The following is an 18,659-nucleotide window of genomic DNA, read 5'->3' on the forward strand; positions in this document are numbered from 1 at the left end:
GAATGCGAAGCAATTTAAGTTGGAGGGTAAGCGAGAAAGAAGTTACCCGCGCTGCTTAAAAGTCAGTAAAAATGGTTATCCGGTCGCAAAAAGAAAAAATGCCGCTCACCTTAAGTGAACGGCATTAAGCTAATGCTGGCTTTATTGTTGCCATAAAATGGTGCTATCAATGCATAAACGTTTGGTTGTTTACGACTTAAATGGCATTGCACCTAAGTAATCTTTTTTACCCACTTCAACACCATTATGGCGCAAAATTGCATAGGTAGTTGTCACATGGAAATAAATATTAGGAATGGCATGTTCCAAAGCAAAATCACGCCCAGTAAGATATTTATCTTCCCAACGACGATGAGTAATTTTGCGAGTTTCTGCACCAGTAAAATCTTCGGCTGTAAACGTGGCTAAATAATCGACAACAGAAGCGATACGAGCTTGTAGCTCCGCTAATGTCGTCTCATTATCTTCATGTTTTGGCGCACTATCTTCTTGGCCAGTTAAACGCGCTACTGCTAATTTGGCTGTATCGCACGCAATTTGCACTTGGCGAGTTAAGTTAAATTGATCTGGGGCTAAACGTGAATTAAGTAGCACCGACATTTCAATTTTTTTAGCTTCTGCAAAGCCTTCACCTTTGACAAGGATTGAACTTAAGTTATTAAGCATTTTACTAAATTGTACAACCGTTAAATCATAAAGCATTGAGAATACCTCTTAATATAAATGGACTTGGTTTGTTATCGACTTAAACCATCAATAAATTCGTGTGAATCATTCATCATCATTTTATGGAATCGCGATGAATGGTGCTGCTAGGAAAAGTTTATCTCACATATCATAGTGATTAGTGAGTATTTTAGTAAGCGGCATCAATGTGCTAAACAGTATACGGTTTATAATAAAACACCAGTAAATGCTTATAAAAAAAACCAGCAGATGCTGGTTTTTGAATTATCACACAATAAAGAGATTACAGTGCAGCAAGCGCTTCTTTACACAGTTGGGTAATGCGATCCCACTCTTCGTTGTCTACTGCATCAGTAGGTGCTATCCAGCTGCCGCCAATACAATCAACATTCGATAGTGCTAAGTAATCTTTATAAGTCGCAGGGCTAATACCGCCTGTTGGACAGAAACGAATATCAGACAATGGTCCAGAGAATGATTTCAGTGCATTAACGCCACCAGAAGCTTCTGCTGGGAAAAACTTGAAGTGAGTGTAACCCAACTCCATACCCACCATGATCTCAGAAATACTAGCCACACCGGGGATCAATGGCACAGTGCCTTTCTTGGCTGCTTTTAGTAAATCAACAGTTGCACCAGGAGTGATAATAAACTGTGAACCAGCAGCAACCGCTTGGTTTAGCTGAGCTTCATTTAAAATAGTGCCTGCACCAACAAGTGCTTCAGGTACTTCTTTAGCAATCTTTGCAATCGCTTCAAGGGCGCAAGGTGTACGAAGCGTAACTTCAAGTACACTAATACCGCCAGCAACTAATGCTCTAGCTAAAGGCACTGCATGCTCAAGTTTATTAATTACCATGACCGGAACAACCGGGCTGCGTTTAAATACGTCTTGAGGTTGAAGCAACCAATTATTAGGCTCAATCATATAACCGACTTCCTTTTATTTTTAATATAATTCATCAATCGCATTAGTACTGCGAGCACCCGTTTCTGGGCTGCTTAAACTGTTACGTAGCGCGCCAAACAATTCACGGCCCATGCCATAACTTGAATGATGTAAATCCACTTTGCCTGCAGTTCGGCTTGCAAGTGTTTTCTCGTCAACAAATAGAGTTAACTCACCGGTTGTAGCATCAACACGAATCACATCGCCGTTTTCAACTTTGGCAATCAGACCACCATCAAGTGCTTCTGGGGTTAAATGAATTGCGGCAGGAACCTTACCAGAGGCTCCAGACATACGGCCATCAGTGACTAATGCCACTTTAAAACCTTTGTCCTGTAAGGTGCCTAAATAGGGTGTGAGCTTATGAAGCTCAGGCATACCATTAGCTTTAGGGCCTTGACCTCTAACAACCACAACACAATCTCTGTCAAGCTCACCAGCCTGAAATAGTGCATCGAGTTTGTTTTGATCATCAATCACAATCGCAGGACCTTCAATCACACGATTAGTATCAGGTACAGCAGACACTTTAATCACCGCACGACCTAAGTTACCTTTCAATAATTTCAAGCCGCCATTGCTTTGGAACGGCGTCGCAAGGTGGGTTAATACTTCTTTATCTAAGCTTTCAGTCACACCGTCAACCCACTTAAGTTCGCCGTCAAGCAAACGAGGTTCTTGGGTATAACGACGTAATCCAAAGCCAGCAACGGTATTGACATCTTCATGCAATAAACCGCCATCTAGTAACTCTTTAATCAACAATGCCATGCCGCCAGCAGCGTGGAAGTGATTAATATCAGCATGTCCATTTGGATATACGCGTGCTAACAATGGCACTGAATCTGACAAATCAGAAAAATCGTCCCAATTAACAATAATGCCAGCAGCACGGGCAGCAGCAACAATGTGCATGGTTAGGTTAGTAGAACCGCCTGTCGCAAGAATACCCACAATGCCGTTAACTACTGACTTTTCAGATACCACTTCACCAATTGGTGTATATTGAGTGCCCATAGACGTTAAACGACAAACTTGTTTAGCGGCCATTTTGCTTAATTCATCACGTAATGGATCGTCAGGATTAACAAACGATGAACCAGGTAGTTGTAAGCCCATGATTTCAAGCATTAACTGGTTAGAGTTAGCCGTACCATAGAAAGTACATGTGCCAGCACTATGGTATGACTTCGCTTCAGCTTCAAGCAGTGCTGCACGGTCAACTTGCCCTTGAGCAAATTGCTGACGAACACGCGCTTTTTCTTTATTCGGAATACCCGATTTCATTGGGCCCGCAGGCACGAATAGCATCGGCAAATGACCAAAGCTTAACGCGCCAATTAATAAACCCGGTACGATTTTGTCACAAATACCCAGCAGTAACGCACCATCAAACATATTGTGCGATAACCCTATCGCAGTAGACATTGCTATGACTTCACGACTCAGTAAGCTTAACTCCATGCCAGGTTGACCTTGGGTCACGCCGTCACACATAGCAGGTACACCGGCAGCAACCTGCGCAACACTGCCTACGTCCACACATGCTTGCTTAAGCATATTCGGGTACGTTTCGTATGGTTGATGCGCTGACAACATGTCGTTAAATGCAGTTACGATACCAATATTAGCTTTCGTTAGTTGACGTAAAGAGTCTTTGTCCGCTGGCTGGCAGGCCGCAAATCCATGAGCCAAATTGCCACAACTTAGGGCGCTGCGATGAACACCTTTTGCTTTGGCATCATTTAACGCTGTTAAATACGTTGAACGAGACTGTTTACTGCGTGCAATAATTCTATCGGTGACGGCTTGTACTACTGAGTGCATGGTAAAACTCCTTACGCGCTATAGAACACATCAACGGGCGTTTTACGCTGCGCTAATACTGCTCTAATGGGCATCTGGGTAACATCATCATTCTCAAGAGCCTGATGATAAACAGTTAATTTTGGTTCTCCAACAAGATGCAAATAAATCTGACGACTATTTAAAATGGCATCTTTAGACAAACTAATACGTGCATGTGGAGCCGTAGTCGGATTGACCGCAACACACAAAGCCTTAGTGGTTAATGCATTATCAAGTTCTGCACTGCAAGGGAACCATGAACAAGTATGTCCATCTGTACCCATTCCCAATATCACCACATCAAAAGGACGTGGGAAATTAGCCAATGATTCACTGGTCATATCGCAACCGGCTTCAGGGGTTGCGAACATATTTTTTAAACCACGAAACTTTCCACTGGCAGCTCTATTTTGCAATAAATGCTCGCGAACCAATCTTTCATTTGAATCTTTTTCATCAGCATTAACCCACCTCTCATCGGCTAAAGTAATATAAACATCACTCCAATCGACAAGTTTATGGCTTAATAGCTCAAATAATTTCAACGGTGTTGAACCGCCCGATACCACCAAGCTGGCTTTACCACGTGTGTCGACAGCATCCTGTAATTGCTTAGCAATTTTGTCGGCTAATTTAGCTTCTAAATCAGCTGGAGTGTCGAACGATTTAAATACAGTATCTTTAATCATGTGAGCTCCCTACTCGTCCCAAGAACGACCATCTTTGGTTATCAATGCAACCGATGCCACAGGTCCCCATGTTCCACAAGGATAAGGCTTAGGTCTTTCGCCACTTTGTTCCCATGACTGAATAATTCCATCAACCCATTTCCATGCTTGTTCAACTTCATCACGACGAACAAACAGGGCTTGATTACCTAACATGGCTTCTAATAACAAACGTTCATATGCATCTGCAATACGTTCATTTTTAAAGGTGTCACTGAAACTTAAATCAAGCTTGGTTGTTTGTAGACGCTGCTTTTGCTCAAGACCAGGAACTTTGTTCATCATCTGAATTTCAACCCCTTCATGAGGTTGCAAGCGGATGGTCAATTTGTTTGGTGGAAGATTACGCAAGCTTGCTCGGTACAAGTTATGCGGTGGGTTTTTAAAATACACCACAATTTCGCTGCTCTTGAACGGCATACGCTTGCCACTACGTAAATAGAATGGCACACCAGCCCAACGCCAATTATCAATATCAACGCGAAGTGCCACAAAGGTTTCAGTGTTCGACTGTGTATTGGCATCGTCTTCTTCAAGGTAACCAGGAACAGGCGAGCCTTTTAAGAAACCCGCACTGTATTGACCACGGACGGTATTTTCATACACATTGTCTTGGTTAATTGGACGCAGTGACTTAAGTACTTTTACTTTTTCATCGCGAATACTATCTGCATCTAAATTGACAGGTGGATCCATCGCAACCAAAGTTAACACTTGTAATAAATGGTTTTGGATCATGTCACGCATTTGGCCTGCGCCATCAAAGTAGCCCCAGCGCCCTTCGATCCCCACTTCTTCAGCTACAGTAATCTGTACATGGTCAATCGTGCGGTTATCCCACTTAGAGGCAAACAATGAGTTAGCAAAACGTAAAGCAATCAGGTTTTGTACTGTTTCTTTACCTAAGTAATGGTCGATACGGTAAACTTGGTTCTCGTTGAAGAATTCAGCCACTTGGTCATTAATCACATGAGATGATTCTAAATCAGTACCAATCGGCTTTTCGAGCACAACACGGGTGTCAGATTGAATAAGGTCTTGTTCATGTAAACAACGACATATGGCACCGAAAATCGAAGGAGGTGTAGCGAAGTAGTTCACCATGACGCGTTTACTTGGTTCAAGTAAATCGTGGAAGGCACTGTAACCTTCAGGTTCTGTAAAATTGGTACCGATATAATGACAACGACTGAGGAAGCGCGCTAACGTGGTTGGGCAAAGTTCATCTTTAACAAATGTATTTAGTGCTTTAGTAACGAGGGCGACAAACTCTTCTTGAGTAAATGCGTCTTTTGCTACACCGATTACCTTGGTTTCTTTATCAAGTAACTCTGCTTTGTCTAGCTGATATAGAGAAGGTAATAATTTACGCCTAGCTAAATCGCCTTTTGTACCGAAAAGTACGAAGTCGCAAGCCTTGGCTCCAATTGATTTGCCCATTGCTGAAAGCTCTCCTAATAATATGTGTGTGTCATGTTCGAATTCGGTCGATGAATAAAAGCACACTTTTGTTGTAATATAACAACAGAATTTAAATATTGCATCTTTAATTTGCATTTATTCTATTGTTGTTAATCTAGTCATGTGTATCTATTATCTGCTATGATTTTCTACCAATTACAAGGCTTGAGAACCATTCTACCGTGATCTATGTCTTGAAAAATAACTACAGATTACTGTCAAAGGTAAATAAATAACTTAAATCACGTAATTCCTGTAAGTTATGATATAAAATTACATTACCTACTTTTAGCTACTTTTTAGCGGATGCTTGCTTATGAATACCCTTGAAAAGGTTCAAAAAAGCCTTACCCAATTTAGTAAATCGGAACGTAAAGTTGCCGAAGTCATATTAGCCTCACCGCAAACAGCTATACATTCAAGTATTGCCACATTAGCAAAGATGGCTGATGTTAGTGAACCAACGGTTAACCGTTTTTGTCGTCGATTAGACACAAAGGGTTTCCCTGATTTTAAGTTACATTTGGCTCAAAGTCTTGCTAACGGCACACCTTATGTTAGTCGCCACGTTGAAGAAGATGACACGCCAGAGTCATACACGACAAAAATCTTCGAATCTTCAATGGCATCGCTCGATACTGCCCGTCAAAGTTTAGATACATCAGCGATAAATAAAGCGGTCGATATTCTCACTCAAGCTAAGACTATTTCGTTTTTTGGCCTTGGCGCATCAGCATCTGTAGCCCACGATGCGCAAAACAAGTTCTTCCGTTTTAATGTACCAGTGATATGTTTCGATGATGTGTTAATGCAGCGTATGAGCTGTATTAACTGTAATGAAGGTGACGTGGTCGTATTGATTTCGCATACAGGTCGCACTAAATCACTGATTGAAATTGCCCGTATTGCGCGTGAAAATGGCGCTGCCGTGATTGGCATTACCGCCCGAAATTCACCATTGTCTTATGAGTGCACTCTGCCTGTAACGATGGAAGTCCCTGAAGACACTGACATGTATTTACCGATGGCATCGCGCTTAGCACAATTGGTTACCATAGATGTGTTGGCAACAGGCTTTACCTTACGTAGAGGCCCTCGTTTCCGTGATAATTTAAAACGTGTGAAGGAAGTGTTGAAAGAATCTCGTGTGAACAAGGATTTGACCATCTAAATTGATGGGCGGTGAAATAAACATCTCTTACTGGATTATTATTAAACTGAGTAAATTGTTCGCTTTAGGCTGTGTAACGATAGAGCCTATACTCTATAAATTGATAGTTTTGCATGAAGCTTTCAAGATAACTGATAAATAATTACACAATTCAGTTATGTTTGATCGCGTAAAATTTCATCGACAGCAATCAAATATTGTTCACGAGGCCAAACGGATTAGTCTGTTTGGTTTTTTTTATTGTAAAAATCGCTGATCTGTCACATAAATTACATATTAAAAACGATCATTTTGTTGGTAACTTTACTACATTTAGTCAGAATGTCTGTTAATATAGTTGCATCATTTAAGTGCTAATATTGTTTGAGTACTTTAAATAACCAAATTCAATTTAACAAAAAATCTTTCTTATCCTTAACGGAGTATCTTATGTTCCGCAGAACTAAAATCGTTACCACACTTGGGCCAGCAACTGACCGCGATGACAATTTACGTAAAATTATCGCAGCAGGTGCTAACGTTGTCAGACTTAACTTCTCACATGGTTCACCAGAAGATCATTTAAAGCGTGCTACGGATACTCGTAGAATTGCTAAAGAATTGGGCAAACACGTTGCTATTTTAGGTGATTTACAAGGTCCTAAAATTCGTGTTTCGACTTTCAAAGATAACAAGAAAATCAAACTTAACTTGGGCGATACTTTCATTCTTGATGCTGACTTAGCAAAAGGCGAAGGCGACGAAACTCAAGTGGGTATTGATTACAAAGAATTGCCTAATGATGTTGTCATTGGCGATATCTTAATGCTTGATGATGGTCGAGTGCAGTTAAGAGTTGACCGTGTTGAAGGCAACAAAGTCTTCACAACGGTTACTGTTGCAGGCCCGTTATCGAATAACAAAGGCATCAATAAGAAAGGCGGCGGTTTAACAGCTCCTGCCCTTACTGAAAAAGACATGGCTGATATTAAAACAGCAGCCATGATTGATGTTGATTATTTAGCAGTATCATTCCCACGTACCGGTGCTGATCTAGATTTAGCTCGTGCATTAGCACTTGAAGCAGGCAGTAAAGCGCTAATCGTTGCTAAAGTTGAACGTGCTGAAGCAGTTGAAAGCGATGAAGCGATGGATGATGTTATCCGTGCATCAGACGTAGTGATGGTAGCACGTGGTGATTTGGGTGTTGAAATTGGTGACGCTGCACTTGTTGCCGTACAAAAACGCTTAATTGAACGTTCTCGCCAACTAAACAAAGCGGTGATCACTGCGACCCAGATGATGGAATCGATGATTACTAGCCCAATGCCAACTCGTGCAGAAGTCATGGACGTGGCTAACGCTGTGTTAGACGGTACTGATGCGGTAATGCTTTCAGCAGAAACCGCTGCTGGTGACTTCCCTGAAGAAACTGTTTTGGCTATGGCTAACGTTTGTTTAGGTGCAGAATTACACCCAAGTGTGAATGTATCTAAGCACCGCATGGATCAACGTTTCTCTTCTGTTGAAGAAACGATTGCGCTTTCTACCATGTATGCGGCTAACCATTTACCTGGTGTTAAAGCGATTATTTCGTTAACTGAATCTGGCGCGACAGCTAAGTTAATGTCACGCATCAGCTCTGGTTTACCTATTTTTGCATTATCTCGTCATCAAAAGACATTGGCCAGCATGGCAATGTACCGTGGTGTACAACCAATTGAGTTTGACTCAACGGCATACCCTGCTGATGAGCTAGCTAAAGAAGCATTAAATTGCATGGTGAACAGAGGTTATTTAGTCAGTGGTGATATGGTACTGATGACTAAAGGTGACGCGATGGAAACCATCGGTGGCACTAACACCTGTAAAGTGTTGATCGTTGCTTAAATAAGCCGAACATAACGAGCAACATTCACTAACGTACATCCAGTGATAATCTCGTTAACGATAAAGCCAATCTTCGGATTGGCTTTTTTATTGGTTATTTTGAACACTAACGATATACCGAAATTAAATGACCTTCAAAGCTGTTACAGTACCCTGCTTATCCGCTTAATCATTCGTCAGCTTACTCGGCTGACCATAAGGTGATGGATAAAAAAAGCCCCGACAGAGTCAGGGCCAATTTGCATCAAAGATTTACATCAAGGTAATCAACTGGAGCTTATAGTTCTTCAAAGTCATTCACGTTGATAGCAGCTAGACGTAATACGTCTGCTTCAACAAGCTGTTTATGTTCAGCTTCAGTAATAATGTCTTTTTCTAATGCCACGTCGAATAACTCAAGCATAGGAAGTTTAGATTTTATATGGCCGCTGCGTTGTGCTTTCTTAAGCTTCTTATACAAATCTTTCGCTGCATATTTAGCTAAGAACGCACTTTCAACTTCAGCAATACCGCTAGTGTCACCGTCAAACTCTCCACAAAGGAAAGTAATGCGGTCACGCGCGGGTCCAGGCTTAAGCATACCTTTGACTAAATCAACTGCATATTTATCACTAGGTGCATTGAAGTGGTTACCTAATGGGAAAATCAACACTCGTAGTAATACAGCAGCGATTTTACTCGGGAAATTACGAATCGCATCATTAAGCGCTTTAGCCGCTAAATGTAAACGTTCAGTCATCACATAATGCACGGCTGGTAAATCATCTTGCTGACGACCGTTATCTTCAAACAGCTTTAACGTAGCAGATGCAAGATATAACTGACTTAGTACATCCCCCATACGTGCAGATATCATTTCTTTACGCTTAAGATCCCCACCCATAATTAACATCGATAAATCAGTCATAATGGCAAGTGACGAAGAGATACGCGTCATGTCACGATAATACTGCTGCGTTGGACCGCTCACTGGTGCACTGGCAAAACGGCTGCCTGTTAGTGCACTACCAAATGAACGTAATGCATTACCCATCGCATAACCAATGTGACCGAGCAATAATGAATCGAAACGATCTAATGCAGAAGTTTCATCTTCCATTGCAGCGGCTTCCATTTCAGCCAAAACATATGGATGACAACGGGTTGCACCTTGACCAAAAATCATCAATGAACGAGTGAGGATGTTTGCACCTTCAACGGTAATTGAAATAGGTGTTGCCATATAAGCATGACCTAAATAGTTTTTAGGTCCTAACTGAATACCTTTACCAGACTGAATGTCCATTGCATCTTCTAACACATCACGGCCTAGCTCTGTCATGTGGTATTTTGCAATTGCAGTCACCACAGAAGGTTTAACTTTTAGGTCGATACCTTGTGTGGTTAAACGTCGTGCAGCTTCAAGCTGGTAAGTATTGGCGATAATACGCGCCATCGCTTCTTGTACACCTTCAAACAGACCAATAGGCATACCAAACTGCTGACGAACATAACTGTAGGCTGTGGTCGTTTTGGTACACACGTGGCCCGATGCGGTTGCCAGAGCAGGTAATGAGATACCACGTCCTGCAGACAAGCATTCAACCAGCATACGCCAGCCTTTACCGGCAAACTGTGGGCCACCAATAATCCAATCTAATGGAATAAATACATCTTCACCACTTGTTGTACCGTTCATAAACGCCATCATTAATGGGTTATGACGACGACCAATCTCAACACCTTTATGGTCAGTTGGGATCAACGCGCACGTTATGCCAATGTTTTTAACGTCACCGAGTAAACCATCTGGATCGCGCATTTGGAACGCTAAACCGAGTACAGTAGCAACTGGCGCTAAGGTAATATAGCGTTTGTTCCACGTTAGGCTTAAGCCTAATGTCTCTTCGCCTTCAAATTCGCGCAGGCAAACAACACCGATATCGGGTATTGCACCAGCGTCACTGCCCGCTTCTGGGCCTGTAAGCGCAAAACAGGGAATGTCTTTACCAACAGCAAGCGAAGGTAACCAACGCTCCTTTTGCTCTTGAGTACCGTAATGTGTCAACAACTCACCAGGGCCTAAAGAGTTAGGTACCATTACAGTCACGGCTGCACTGACACTACGCGTGGCAATTTTGGCTACAATTGTTGAGTTTGCATAAGCTGAAAACTCGCGTCCACCGTACTTTTTAGGAATGATTAATGCGAAGAAGCCTTGTTCTTTAAAATATTGCCATAACTCTGGCGGGAGATCTTTACGGTTATGGACGATATCAAAATCGTCAATCATGGTTAATGCGGTGTTAACTTGATTATCAAGAAAGTCTTGTTCATCTGCACTTAAGGTTGGTTTACCGTAACTATGTAAGGTATTCCAGTTTGGTTTTCCGCGGAATAACTCACCTTCCCACCAAACATCACCCGCTTCCATTGCTTCTTTCTCGGTAGTCGACAAAGGAGGCAACACTTTTTTGAAGAACGAAAATACTGGACGCGTGATAAATTGCATCCTGATATTACGCACGCCAAAGAGGACAATGATCGCTATAACTAGCAATATGACGATACTCATTTTATACCTTCTTAGTTTGTTAACACAGGGACAGCAACACCTGCTGCCATGTAGGGGATAACTTTACGTATAATGGCTTCAATATTGTTGTGTTCGCCATAATCTGCTGCAGCAATTTCATTTAGTGCATCTGCAGAAGCCATAGTGAACACTATAGTTCCTAGAGTAAAATGCAAACGCCAGAACATTTCTGCCGCAGGAATGTGTGGTGCACTTGCCGATACAGCTTGTACGAACGTCGCTAAATGTTCGCCATAATGTGTGGTAATAAACCAGCGTAAATGACCTTGGCTTTCAATATAACCACGACCTAACAACTGCAAGAAAATAATCGTGCCGCCGTTGCGTACTTTATTAAGCTCAAGTAACGGTTTAATTAAAGCAGAAAAAATCTCATTTAGTGACGCATTTTCAGGCGCATGATGTATACGTTTAATCTCTATCGCGGCGCTTGGCATAAACACATCTAAGTATCTTGCTAATACAGCACGAATTAATTCTTTTTTCGAACCAAAATGGTAATTAACAGATGCCAAATTGACTTCAGCTTTGCTGGTGATCAGTCGTAACGACGTTTCAGAAAAACCTCTTTCAGCGAACAACTTTTCAGCTGCATCGAGTATTCTTGTTTTTGTATCAGTACGGCTTGCCATTCCCAGACCCAAATTAATTTAAACACCTGTTTAAATTAATCATTGAGCGCACAGATGTCAATCGAAATTGTCAGCTTTCTTTATTAATCTAGACAACAGAAATCGTAACAACTGCACCAGATTGTTAACTTATATGCAATGATTGCTATTTTTCGGTACACTGACGCCGATAATAAAAACAAGGATGCAACCAATATGAACTTGCCTTTAAAACGACCGTCTCAAATTGCACTAATTGTCTCAATAGCATTAGGATTAAGTGCCTGTAATGACACTCAAGAGCCTGCTCCCGCTCCAGTTGAAAAAATTGATGCCACTGCAGCAATTAATTTCATTAACCAAGCAGAAGCCGATTTAGCGGATTTGTCGATTGAAGCTAATCGTGCGGAATGGATTTATTCCAATTTTATCACTGACGACACCGCGGCTTTATCTGCCGCAATGGGTGAAAAAGTCACTTCAACATCTGTGCGCTATGCAACAGAAGCGGCAAAATATGCCAATGTAGAACTTGATGCCGTTAATGCCAGAAAACTTAACAGCTTACGCAGTAGCCTTGTTTTACCTGCCCCGCTAGACCCAGCTAAGAACGCAGAACTTGCGAGTATCGCATCTGAACTCAACGGTCTATATGGTAAAGGAAAATATTGTTTTGCTGATGGTCGCTGTTTAACTCAACCAGAGCTATCAAACCTTATGGCGGAGTCTAAAGATCCCGCGGTACTTTTAGAAGCTTGGCAAGGTTGGCGTGAAATAGCAAAACCAATGCGTCCACTATTTGAACGTGAAGTCGAATTAGCCAATCAAGGCGCGCAAGATTTAGGTTACGCCGACTTATCTGAATTATGGCGTAGTCAGTATGACATGGAGCCAGAAGCATTCTCTGCCGAATTAGACCGCCTATGGGCACAAATTAAGCCTTTATATGATTCATTACATTGTTATGTGCGTGGTGAATTAAACCAGCAATACGGTGATGATGTTGCGCCTAAGACGGGCCCTATCCCTGCACATTTATTGGGCAACATGTGGGCTCAGCAATGGGGCACGATTTATAACAGCGTAGCACCTAAAGATGCTGATCCCGGATACAACGTTACCGAACTGTTAGCTAAAAATGGCTATGACGAAATTAAAATGGTCAAACAAGCTGAAGGTTTCTTCACTTCACTTGGCTTTGGCGAGCTGCCAGAATCGTTTTGGACTCGCTCAATGTTTGTTCAACCGCAAGACCGTGATGTAGTGTGTCATGCATCTGCGTGGGACTTAGATAATCTGGATGATATCCGCATAAAAATGTGTATCCAGAAAAACGCTGAAGATTTTACCGTCATTCATCACGAATTAGGCCATAACTTCTATCAACGCGCTTATAAAAATCAACCGTTTATCTTTAAAAACTCTGCCAACGATGGTTTCCATGAAGCCATTGGTGACACGATTGCGTTATCAATTACACCTAAATATTTACAAAAAATCGGATTACTCGAAACTGTACCTGATGCATCAAAAGACATTGGTTTATTGTTAAAACAAGCATTAGATAAAATTGCCTTTATGCCTTTTGGTTTAATGATTGACCAATGGCGCTGGCAAGTATTTAACGGCAGCATTAAACCTGATCAATATAATCAAGCTTGGTGGGACTTACGCGAAAAATACCAAGGTGTTAAAGCGCCAATTGAACGTACAGAAGCCGATTTTGATCCTGGTGCTAAATACCATGTACCAGGCAATGTTCCTTATACACGTTATTTCTTAGCACATGTGTTGCAGTTCCAATTCCACAAAGCACTGTGTGATATTGCAGGAGACACCGGCCCAGTTCATCGCTGTAGCATTTATGGAAATAAAGAAGCTGGGGCTAAGTTGAATGAAATGCTCGAAATGGGCGCCAGCAAACCTTGGCCGGAAGCACTGAGTGTTGTGACGGGTTCTGATAAAATGGATGCCAAGGCAGTATTAGATTACTTTGCACCATTGCAAGTGTGGTTAGATGAGCAAAATACCCAAGCTAATCGCCAGTGTGGCTGGTAACGCTAGTGATGACCAATTGTACTAATGATATGTACTAAGGGTTATAGCGATTGGTTGAATTAATAAATGCTGGGGCTGGATCAGTAGCTGACTCAAATAAATGGTCACTCAGAAACTAGCATTTTATCATCTAATTAATTCACCCTTAAAAAGGACGTCAATATAAATTGGCGTCTTTTTATTTATACCGATAATTAATTAGCTTAAAACCTACCTAGAACCGTGACCTTTTCTGTTCAGCTCGCTATTTTCAATTCTTTTTTGCTGTGATTTTTTTAGCATCACAAAGACAGCTCCTACCCCACCACTCTGTTTAGTGGCTGAATGGTATGCGATTACAGGCTCAATAGATCGTAACCAATGACAAACCGCGGATTTCATCAACGCTGGATAAGGTTTACTTTTATAGCCCTTACCATGAATAACCAATATATTACGTTCGCCGCGCTCATAAGCACTCAACACACCATTAACCAAACTATCACGTGCCTGTAAAAGTCGATATTCATGTAAGTCTAGTTCAGTGTGAACACGGTACTTTCCAAGTCTGAGTAGTCTAAAAACTTCGTCTTGAATGCCATCCATTTTGTAACTCACTACATCATCCGGCTTAACTGGAGTAAACAGAAAAGGCTCTGTAGGTAATAATTGTAACAACTCATGTTGTTCAGCAGCCGCTCGCTTTGCTAGTTGTGCATCTGTTAAACTTAATGGATTAAGCCATACTTGAGCGGATGTTGGCTGATGTTCAAACTTTAGAGGGGTCACATCGGCCATTTCTTGTAAAAATAATTCGTCATCACTTAATGACATATGTCACCTCCTACATACTTTGTAAAGATTCAATCCTTTAGCAAAGTTGATGAATAATTTATAGTTATGCTAACGGTATCGCTTGCCATTATTTGATTTACATTAGATAAAAAGAGAATCATTCCTTGAAAAGAATATTGACCATTTTGAATACACCATGGCTATCTTTATTGTTACTTGCTGTGAGTCTATGCGTAAGCACTTTGAATGTTTATGGCGCAGAGCCGATCCCCCACCAAACATTGAATACTAATTTTACAAAATTGACTAACGCTTTTGAACAACTTGATTTATCCGCTATGGAACAAATATACACAGACGATGCTGTGTATATTTCTGAAACACAAGATAGAGGAATTATTAGTGGCAAAGAAAGCATACTCAATCTTTACAGTCGATTTTTTAATAAAATTAAACATAAAAATGCCAAGCTTGAAGTCGATTTCCGTGTACTTGTACGTTATAGCGAGCCAAATAGTGCAACCGATATAGGTTATTATTTAGTACGTTTTCACCCGGGTAAAGAATCAGGCGAACCGGTCAGTGAGTTTGCGGGTAAATTTGTGACTGTGTTTACCAAAGACAGTAAGCAACAGTGGAAAATTAGTGTCGACTCTAATACTCACGCTGCGCCGCATTTTTACTATGATGCTAAACCAGTACCAAATCTTTACTATGGTCGACAATTTATCGCTGCTACATCACAAGAATGACCCGATGAACAAGAATGATTTAATAAACACCAAATCTACACTCTGCCCTTGTGGCAGTAAACAGCTCTACAGCAAATGTTGTAAACCCTATCATTTGAGTCATGCCGTAGCAGAACGACCAGAGCATTTAATGCGTTCGCGATATAGCGCCTTTGTGTTAAGACAATTTCATTACTTGATAACAACGCATCATGCTGACTATTTACACGGTTTGACAGAGCAACAGCTTGCTCAAGGTGATGTTCAGTGGTTAGGGTTGCAGGTGTTGTCGTCTAAACAAGAGTCTGACCATGGTGAAGTAACGTTTAAAGCGTGGTTTATTGAAGATAAACACATTGATGCTATTTATGAATGTTCGTCTTTTATCAAGCAGGATGGTTGTTGGTTTTATACTCACGGGCAACAAATGCAAACTCCATTACCTAGCCGAAATGATGCTTGTATCTGTTCTAGTGGCAAAAAATTTAAGCTATGTTGCGCTAAGCTTATGCGTTAGCATTTCTGCGCAACATGCCTAGGATATTATTGATTATTGATTATTGATGTCATTGCAGGCTCAGGCTTGGTATATCGGTATTGAACAATCACGAAATTCACGATTGTTCAATAAATCGGTTGTAACAGAGTCATGTGAAACAAAGCAAGATGAGCACGACAATGGACTATTATGACTAAACAATGAATCCATCACTGATATAAATTAGTGTTGTATTGTTTCATGTGCATTAATAAACAAGGCAAAATCATTAACGCGAATAGCTGGACTGTACAAAAATCCTTGAGCATGATGACAAGCACTCAATGTTAAAAATTCCTCTTGCTCTTTGGTTTCAACCCCTTCTGCAGTTAACGAAATATTCAATGCTTTTGCCATCGCAATAATCGCACTGACAATCTCACGGCTTTCGTGGCTAGAAGAAATATCCATAATAAATGAGCGATCAATTTTCAATTTCGAAATAGGAAACTGTTTAAGGTATTTCATCGAACTATAACCCGTTCCAAAATCATCAATCGCTAAACCTACGCCTAACTCTGCTAATTCGTGACATAAATTAATAGCATAACGAATGTCACCCATGAGTTCTGTTTCAGTGATTTCAAGGATCAAAGTCTTTGGTTTGATGTGATAACGGGTAATCAACCGCCAAACTTGTTCATACAGATTGCCGCTAAAAAATTGCCGCGCGGCTACATTCACATGCATCGCAATATTAACGTTTTTATGTTGCCACAAATTCAATTGTTTACAGGCCGTTTCTAATACCCACTCACCGATTTGATTAATCATTCCAGTTTGTTCTGCAATTTCAATAAACGCGCCAGGATATAACACGCCTTTTTTAGGATGATTCCAGCGAATTAATGCTTCAGCGCCAATATATTTATTATTTTGCAAATCCATTAAGGGTTGATAATACAACTCAAACTCACGACCACGGATCGCATGGTGTAAGTCTCGCTCTATTTCAGCATTGATAGTGAATGTTTCCAATAGTGCTTCATTAAAAAACTGGTAATGAGTCCCATTTTTCTTTTTTGCATATTGCAAGGTAATATCAGCACAAGATAACGGGGCAAACATCCCGACAACAGACTTAATATCGACCACTGCAATCGCAGGCTTAGGTTCAACTTTTTCTCGTGAGATAACTGATGGAGCGGCTAGATTCATATACAGCCGGCCGATCATTTGTTCTATATCCGTTTCCGGTAACATTGGCGGCAATAATATCGCAAATTCATCGCTACCTATTCTGGCAACATCAATAGCATTGGTTGATACGGCAAAGTGTTTTAGGCGCCGAGCAGTCTCAATTAATAAGCTATCGCCTTGTGCATGACCATTAGTATCGTTAAAGCGTTTGAAGCCTAATAAATCAATAAGAATCAATATCCCATCAGTGGCACGATCTAATTGAGGCGTAAAATGACTGCGATTGTGTAAGCCAGTTAATGAGCAATGCCATGCTAAACGCTCTAATTCTGCTTTGTGTAAATATTCAGCCGAATTGTCATAACTAGACACTAACGCATAATGCTTACCCTGTTCTGTTACGAACGGTGTTATGTGGTAATTCAGCCAATATTCACTGCCATCTATTCGCGCGAGTTTAAGATCACCTTTAACAATCTCACTATTACGTAATTTACTGATGATATGGTCGAGTAATTGCGGGGTATTTCTAAAAATATCAAGACTTGAAGCACTATGATGTTCAACCGTAGCGCGAGGTAACCCTGTCATTTTCTCATGTGCACTATTAACGTACTCGATGATTCGACTATCGGTATTCACCAGCATCACTACATGTTCTGATTGTTCGGTTGCATTGCGTAATAAATAAATTTGCTCATTACTATCATAGGTATAACGTGTAGCTAACGTCAGCGCTAATTGGTCAGCACATTGAATCGCAAACTGAATATCTGATTTTATCCAATTGACATCGGCGCAACTTTCAACCGATAACACACCTTCAATATGACCATTAATTCGGATGGCAATATCAATGCTGGTGATGATGTTATGATGTTGGTAGTAATCAGAAAATGTTTGAACTAGATTTATATGCGGATTGTCAGAAGATAAAATGTAACGGTGAGACCGTAGTTCATTGAAATACTGAGGATCTATTGTGATTTGTCTCAAATGAGATGAATGACTCAACTTTTCGTCAATCTTACTTGCAACTAAAGTATGCTCACAAATGAAATTGTCATCAGCAGTAAAGTCATCGTTATCGGTTTTACTGACCAGAGTCCAAACTGACACAAATGATGCAGTGAAATACTCACGCAGAAGTTGGCACACCAACTCTGCGGTTTTTGTGAAATCACCTTGTTGTTTAGCACTGGAATTTACAATTAATTCCAATAAGTGCTGTTGCTCTTTTCGATTCATTTACATCCCGAAATTGGCTTCATAACCCTAAATTTTTACATTATTAACTCAGTACACTTGTTTTTATTAGTTCTGACATTCAGAATTTGAGTGACAATGTAACAATAATACACAGGGAGTGAAGTTCGCGTAAAAAGCCTCAATAGCATTACATTACCATGAGCTACTATACCTTCAGTTAAGTAAAGCACATTACACGCGATACTCAAAAACAGCAATCCTTTACTAATATATTGTTACGCTTTATTTGGATAGTTGACACGCTCAGCTC

At 40.8% G+C, this 18,659-nt stretch carries 14 protein-coding genes; 5 read left to right on the forward strand and 9 right to left on the reverse strand.

Going from position 1 to position 18,659, the window contains the following annotated elements; all coding sequences use genetic code 11:
• Positions 1 to 189: 189 nt before the first annotated feature.
• The 5 genes from EGC86_RS16130 to zwf form a co-directional block, all read right to left on the reverse strand.
• Positions 190 to 702: a DUF1993 domain-containing protein gene (locus tag EGC86_RS16130; protein WP_123778229.1), complete on the reverse strand. Its 513-nt coding sequence runs from the start codon at positions 700 to 702 to the stop codon at positions 190 to 192.
• Between the two features lie 268 nt (positions 703 to 970).
• Positions 971 to 1,615 carry a bifunctional 4-hydroxy-2-oxoglutarate aldolase/2-dehydro-3-deoxy-phosphogluconate aldolase gene (locus tag EGC86_RS16135; RefSeq protein WP_011637357.1) on the reverse strand — a complete coding sequence of 215 codons (645 nt, stop codon included), beginning with the start codon at positions 1,613 to 1,615 and terminating at the stop codon, positions 971 to 973.
• Positions 1,616 to 1,636: 21 nt separating this feature from the next.
• On the reverse strand, positions 1,637 to 3,463 hold the full coding sequence (edd, locus tag EGC86_RS16140; protein ID WP_011637356.1) for a phosphogluconate dehydratase: 1,827 nt from the start codon (positions 3,461 to 3,463) through the stop codon (positions 1,637 to 1,639).
• Between the two features lie 11 nt (positions 3,464 to 3,474).
• On the reverse strand, positions 3,475 to 4,173 hold the full coding sequence (gene pgl / locus EGC86_RS16145) for a 6-phosphogluconolactonase (RefSeq protein WP_123778230.1): 699 nt from the start codon (positions 4,171 to 4,173) through the stop codon (positions 3,475 to 3,477).
• Between the two features lie 9 nt (positions 4,174 to 4,182).
• A complete protein-coding gene (gene zwf / locus EGC86_RS16150; RefSeq protein ID WP_011637354.1) occupies positions 4,183 to 5,652 on the reverse strand; it encodes a glucose-6-phosphate dehydrogenase in 1,470 nt (489 codons plus the stop codon).
• Between the two features lie 337 nt (positions 5,653 to 5,989).
• On the opposite strand from zwf, the gene EGC86_RS16155 reads away from it, so the two are divergent.
• Both EGC86_RS16155 and pyk read left to right on the forward strand, forming a co-directional pair.
• A complete protein-coding gene (locus EGC86_RS16155) occupies positions 5,990 to 6,844 on the forward strand; it encodes a MurR/RpiR family transcriptional regulator (protein WP_011637353.1) in 855 nt (284 codons plus the stop codon).
• 429 nt (positions 6,845 to 7,273) lie between these two features.
• Complete coding sequence (gene pyk / locus EGC86_RS16160) at positions 7,274 to 8,713, forward strand: pyruvate kinase (protein ID WP_123778231.1); 1,440 nt, start codon at positions 7,274 to 7,276, stop codon at positions 8,711 to 8,713.
• 277 nt (positions 8,714 to 8,990) lie between these two features.
• On the opposite strand, the gene EGC86_RS16165 is transcribed toward pyk, so the two are convergent.
• Positions 8,991 to 11,267, reverse strand: a complete 2,277-nt coding sequence (locus EGC86_RS16165; RefSeq protein ID WP_011637351.1) for an acyl-CoA dehydrogenase — start codon at positions 11,265 to 11,267, stop codon at positions 8,991 to 8,993.
• Positions 11,268 to 11,278: 11 nt separating this feature from the next.
• Positions 11,279 to 11,920: a TetR family transcriptional repressor PsrA gene (gene psrA, locus EGC86_RS16170; protein ID WP_059744853.1), complete on the reverse strand. Its 642-nt coding sequence runs from the start codon at positions 11,918 to 11,920 to the stop codon at positions 11,279 to 11,281.
• Between the two features lie 195 nt (positions 11,921 to 12,115).
• On the opposite strand from psrA, the gene EGC86_RS16175 reads away from it, so the two are divergent.
• Entirely contained in the window at positions 12,116 to 13,957 is a 1,842-nt protein-coding gene (locus EGC86_RS16175; protein ID WP_123778232.1) for a M2 family metallopeptidase, read from the forward strand.
• A 210-nt stretch (positions 13,958 to 14,167) separates the two neighbouring features.
• Here the strand turns inward: EGC86_RS16175 and smrA are convergent, their stop codons facing one another.
• Positions 14,168 to 14,770, reverse strand: a complete 603-nt coding sequence (gene smrA / locus EGC86_RS16180; RefSeq protein WP_123778233.1) for a DNA endonuclease SmrA — start codon at positions 14,768 to 14,770, stop codon at positions 14,168 to 14,170.
• Between the two features lie 125 nt (positions 14,771 to 14,895).
• Between smrA and EGC86_RS16185 the strand changes: the two genes are divergently transcribed.
• Together EGC86_RS16185 and EGC86_RS16190 are read left to right on the forward strand one after the other, a co-directional pair.
• Entirely contained in the window at positions 14,896 to 15,483 is a 588-nt protein-coding gene (locus EGC86_RS16185) for a YybH family protein (RefSeq protein WP_243638381.1), read from the forward strand.
• 4 nt (positions 15,484 to 15,487) lie between these two features.
• Positions 15,488 to 15,979 (forward strand): YchJ family protein, encoded by a 492-nt coding sequence (locus tag EGC86_RS16190; protein ID WP_123778234.1) that lies wholly within the window; start codon positions 15,488 to 15,490, stop codon positions 15,977 to 15,979.
• A gap of 204 nt (positions 15,980 to 16,183) precedes the next feature.
• On the opposite strand, the gene EGC86_RS16195 is transcribed toward EGC86_RS16190, so the two are convergent.
• Positions 16,184 to 18,388, reverse strand: coding sequence for a sensor domain-containing phosphodiesterase (locus EGC86_RS16195; RefSeq protein WP_123778235.1), 2,205 nt, complete (start codon positions 18,386 to 18,388; stop codon positions 16,184 to 16,186).
• Between the last annotated feature and the right edge of the window lie 271 nt (positions 18,389 to 18,659).

The sequence above is a fragment of the Shewanella frigidimarina genome, from assembly GCF_003797125.1.
Taxonomy (GTDB): domain Bacteria; phylum Pseudomonadota; class Gammaproteobacteria; order Enterobacterales; family Shewanellaceae; genus Shewanella; species Shewanella frigidimarina.

Coding starts and splice junctions, on each gene's coding strand:
- EGC86_RS16130 (WP_123778229.1), bottom strand. CDS start 702: ATGCTTTATGATTTAACGGTTGTACAATTTAGTAAAATGCTTAATAAC.
- EGC86_RS16135 (WP_011637357.1), bottom strand. CDS start 1,615: ATGATTGAGCCTAATAATTGGTTGCTTCAACCTCAAGACGTATTTAAA.
- edd (WP_011637356.1), bottom strand. CDS start 3,463: ATGCACTCAGTAGTACAAGCCGTCACCGATAGAATTATTGCACGCAGT.
- pgl (WP_123778230.1), bottom strand. CDS start 4,173: ATGATTAAAGATACTGTATTTAAATCGTTCGACACTCCAGCTGATTTA.
- zwf (WP_011637354.1), bottom strand. CDS start 5,652: ATGGGCAAATCAATTGGAGCCAAGGCTTGCGACTTCGTACTTTTCGGT.
- EGC86_RS16155 (WP_011637353.1), top strand. CDS start 5,990: ATGAATACCCTTGAAAAGGTTCAAAAAAGCCTTACCCAATTTAGTAAA.
- pyk (WP_123778231.1), top strand. CDS start 7,274: ATGTTCCGCAGAACTAAAATCGTTACCACACTTGGGCCAGCAACTGAC.
- EGC86_RS16165 (WP_011637351.1), bottom strand. CDS start 11,267: ATGAGTATCGTCATATTGCTAGTTATAGCGATCATTGTCCTCTTTGGC.
- psrA (WP_059744853.1), bottom strand. CDS start 11,920: ATGGCAAGCCGTACTGATACAAAAACAAGAATACTCGATGCAGCTGAA.
- EGC86_RS16175 (WP_123778232.1), top strand. CDS start 12,116: ATGAACTTGCCTTTAAAACGACCGTCTCAAATTGCACTAATTGTCTCA.
- smrA (WP_123778233.1), bottom strand. CDS start 14,770: ATGTCATTAAGTGATGACGAATTATTTTTACAAGAAATGGCCGATGTG.
- EGC86_RS16190 (WP_123778234.1), top strand. CDS start 15,488: ATGAACAAGAATGATTTAATAAACACCAAATCTACACTCTGCCCTTGT.
- EGC86_RS16195 (WP_123778235.1), bottom strand. CDS start 18,388: ATGAATCGAAAAGAGCAACAGCACTTATTGGAATTAATTGTAAATTCC.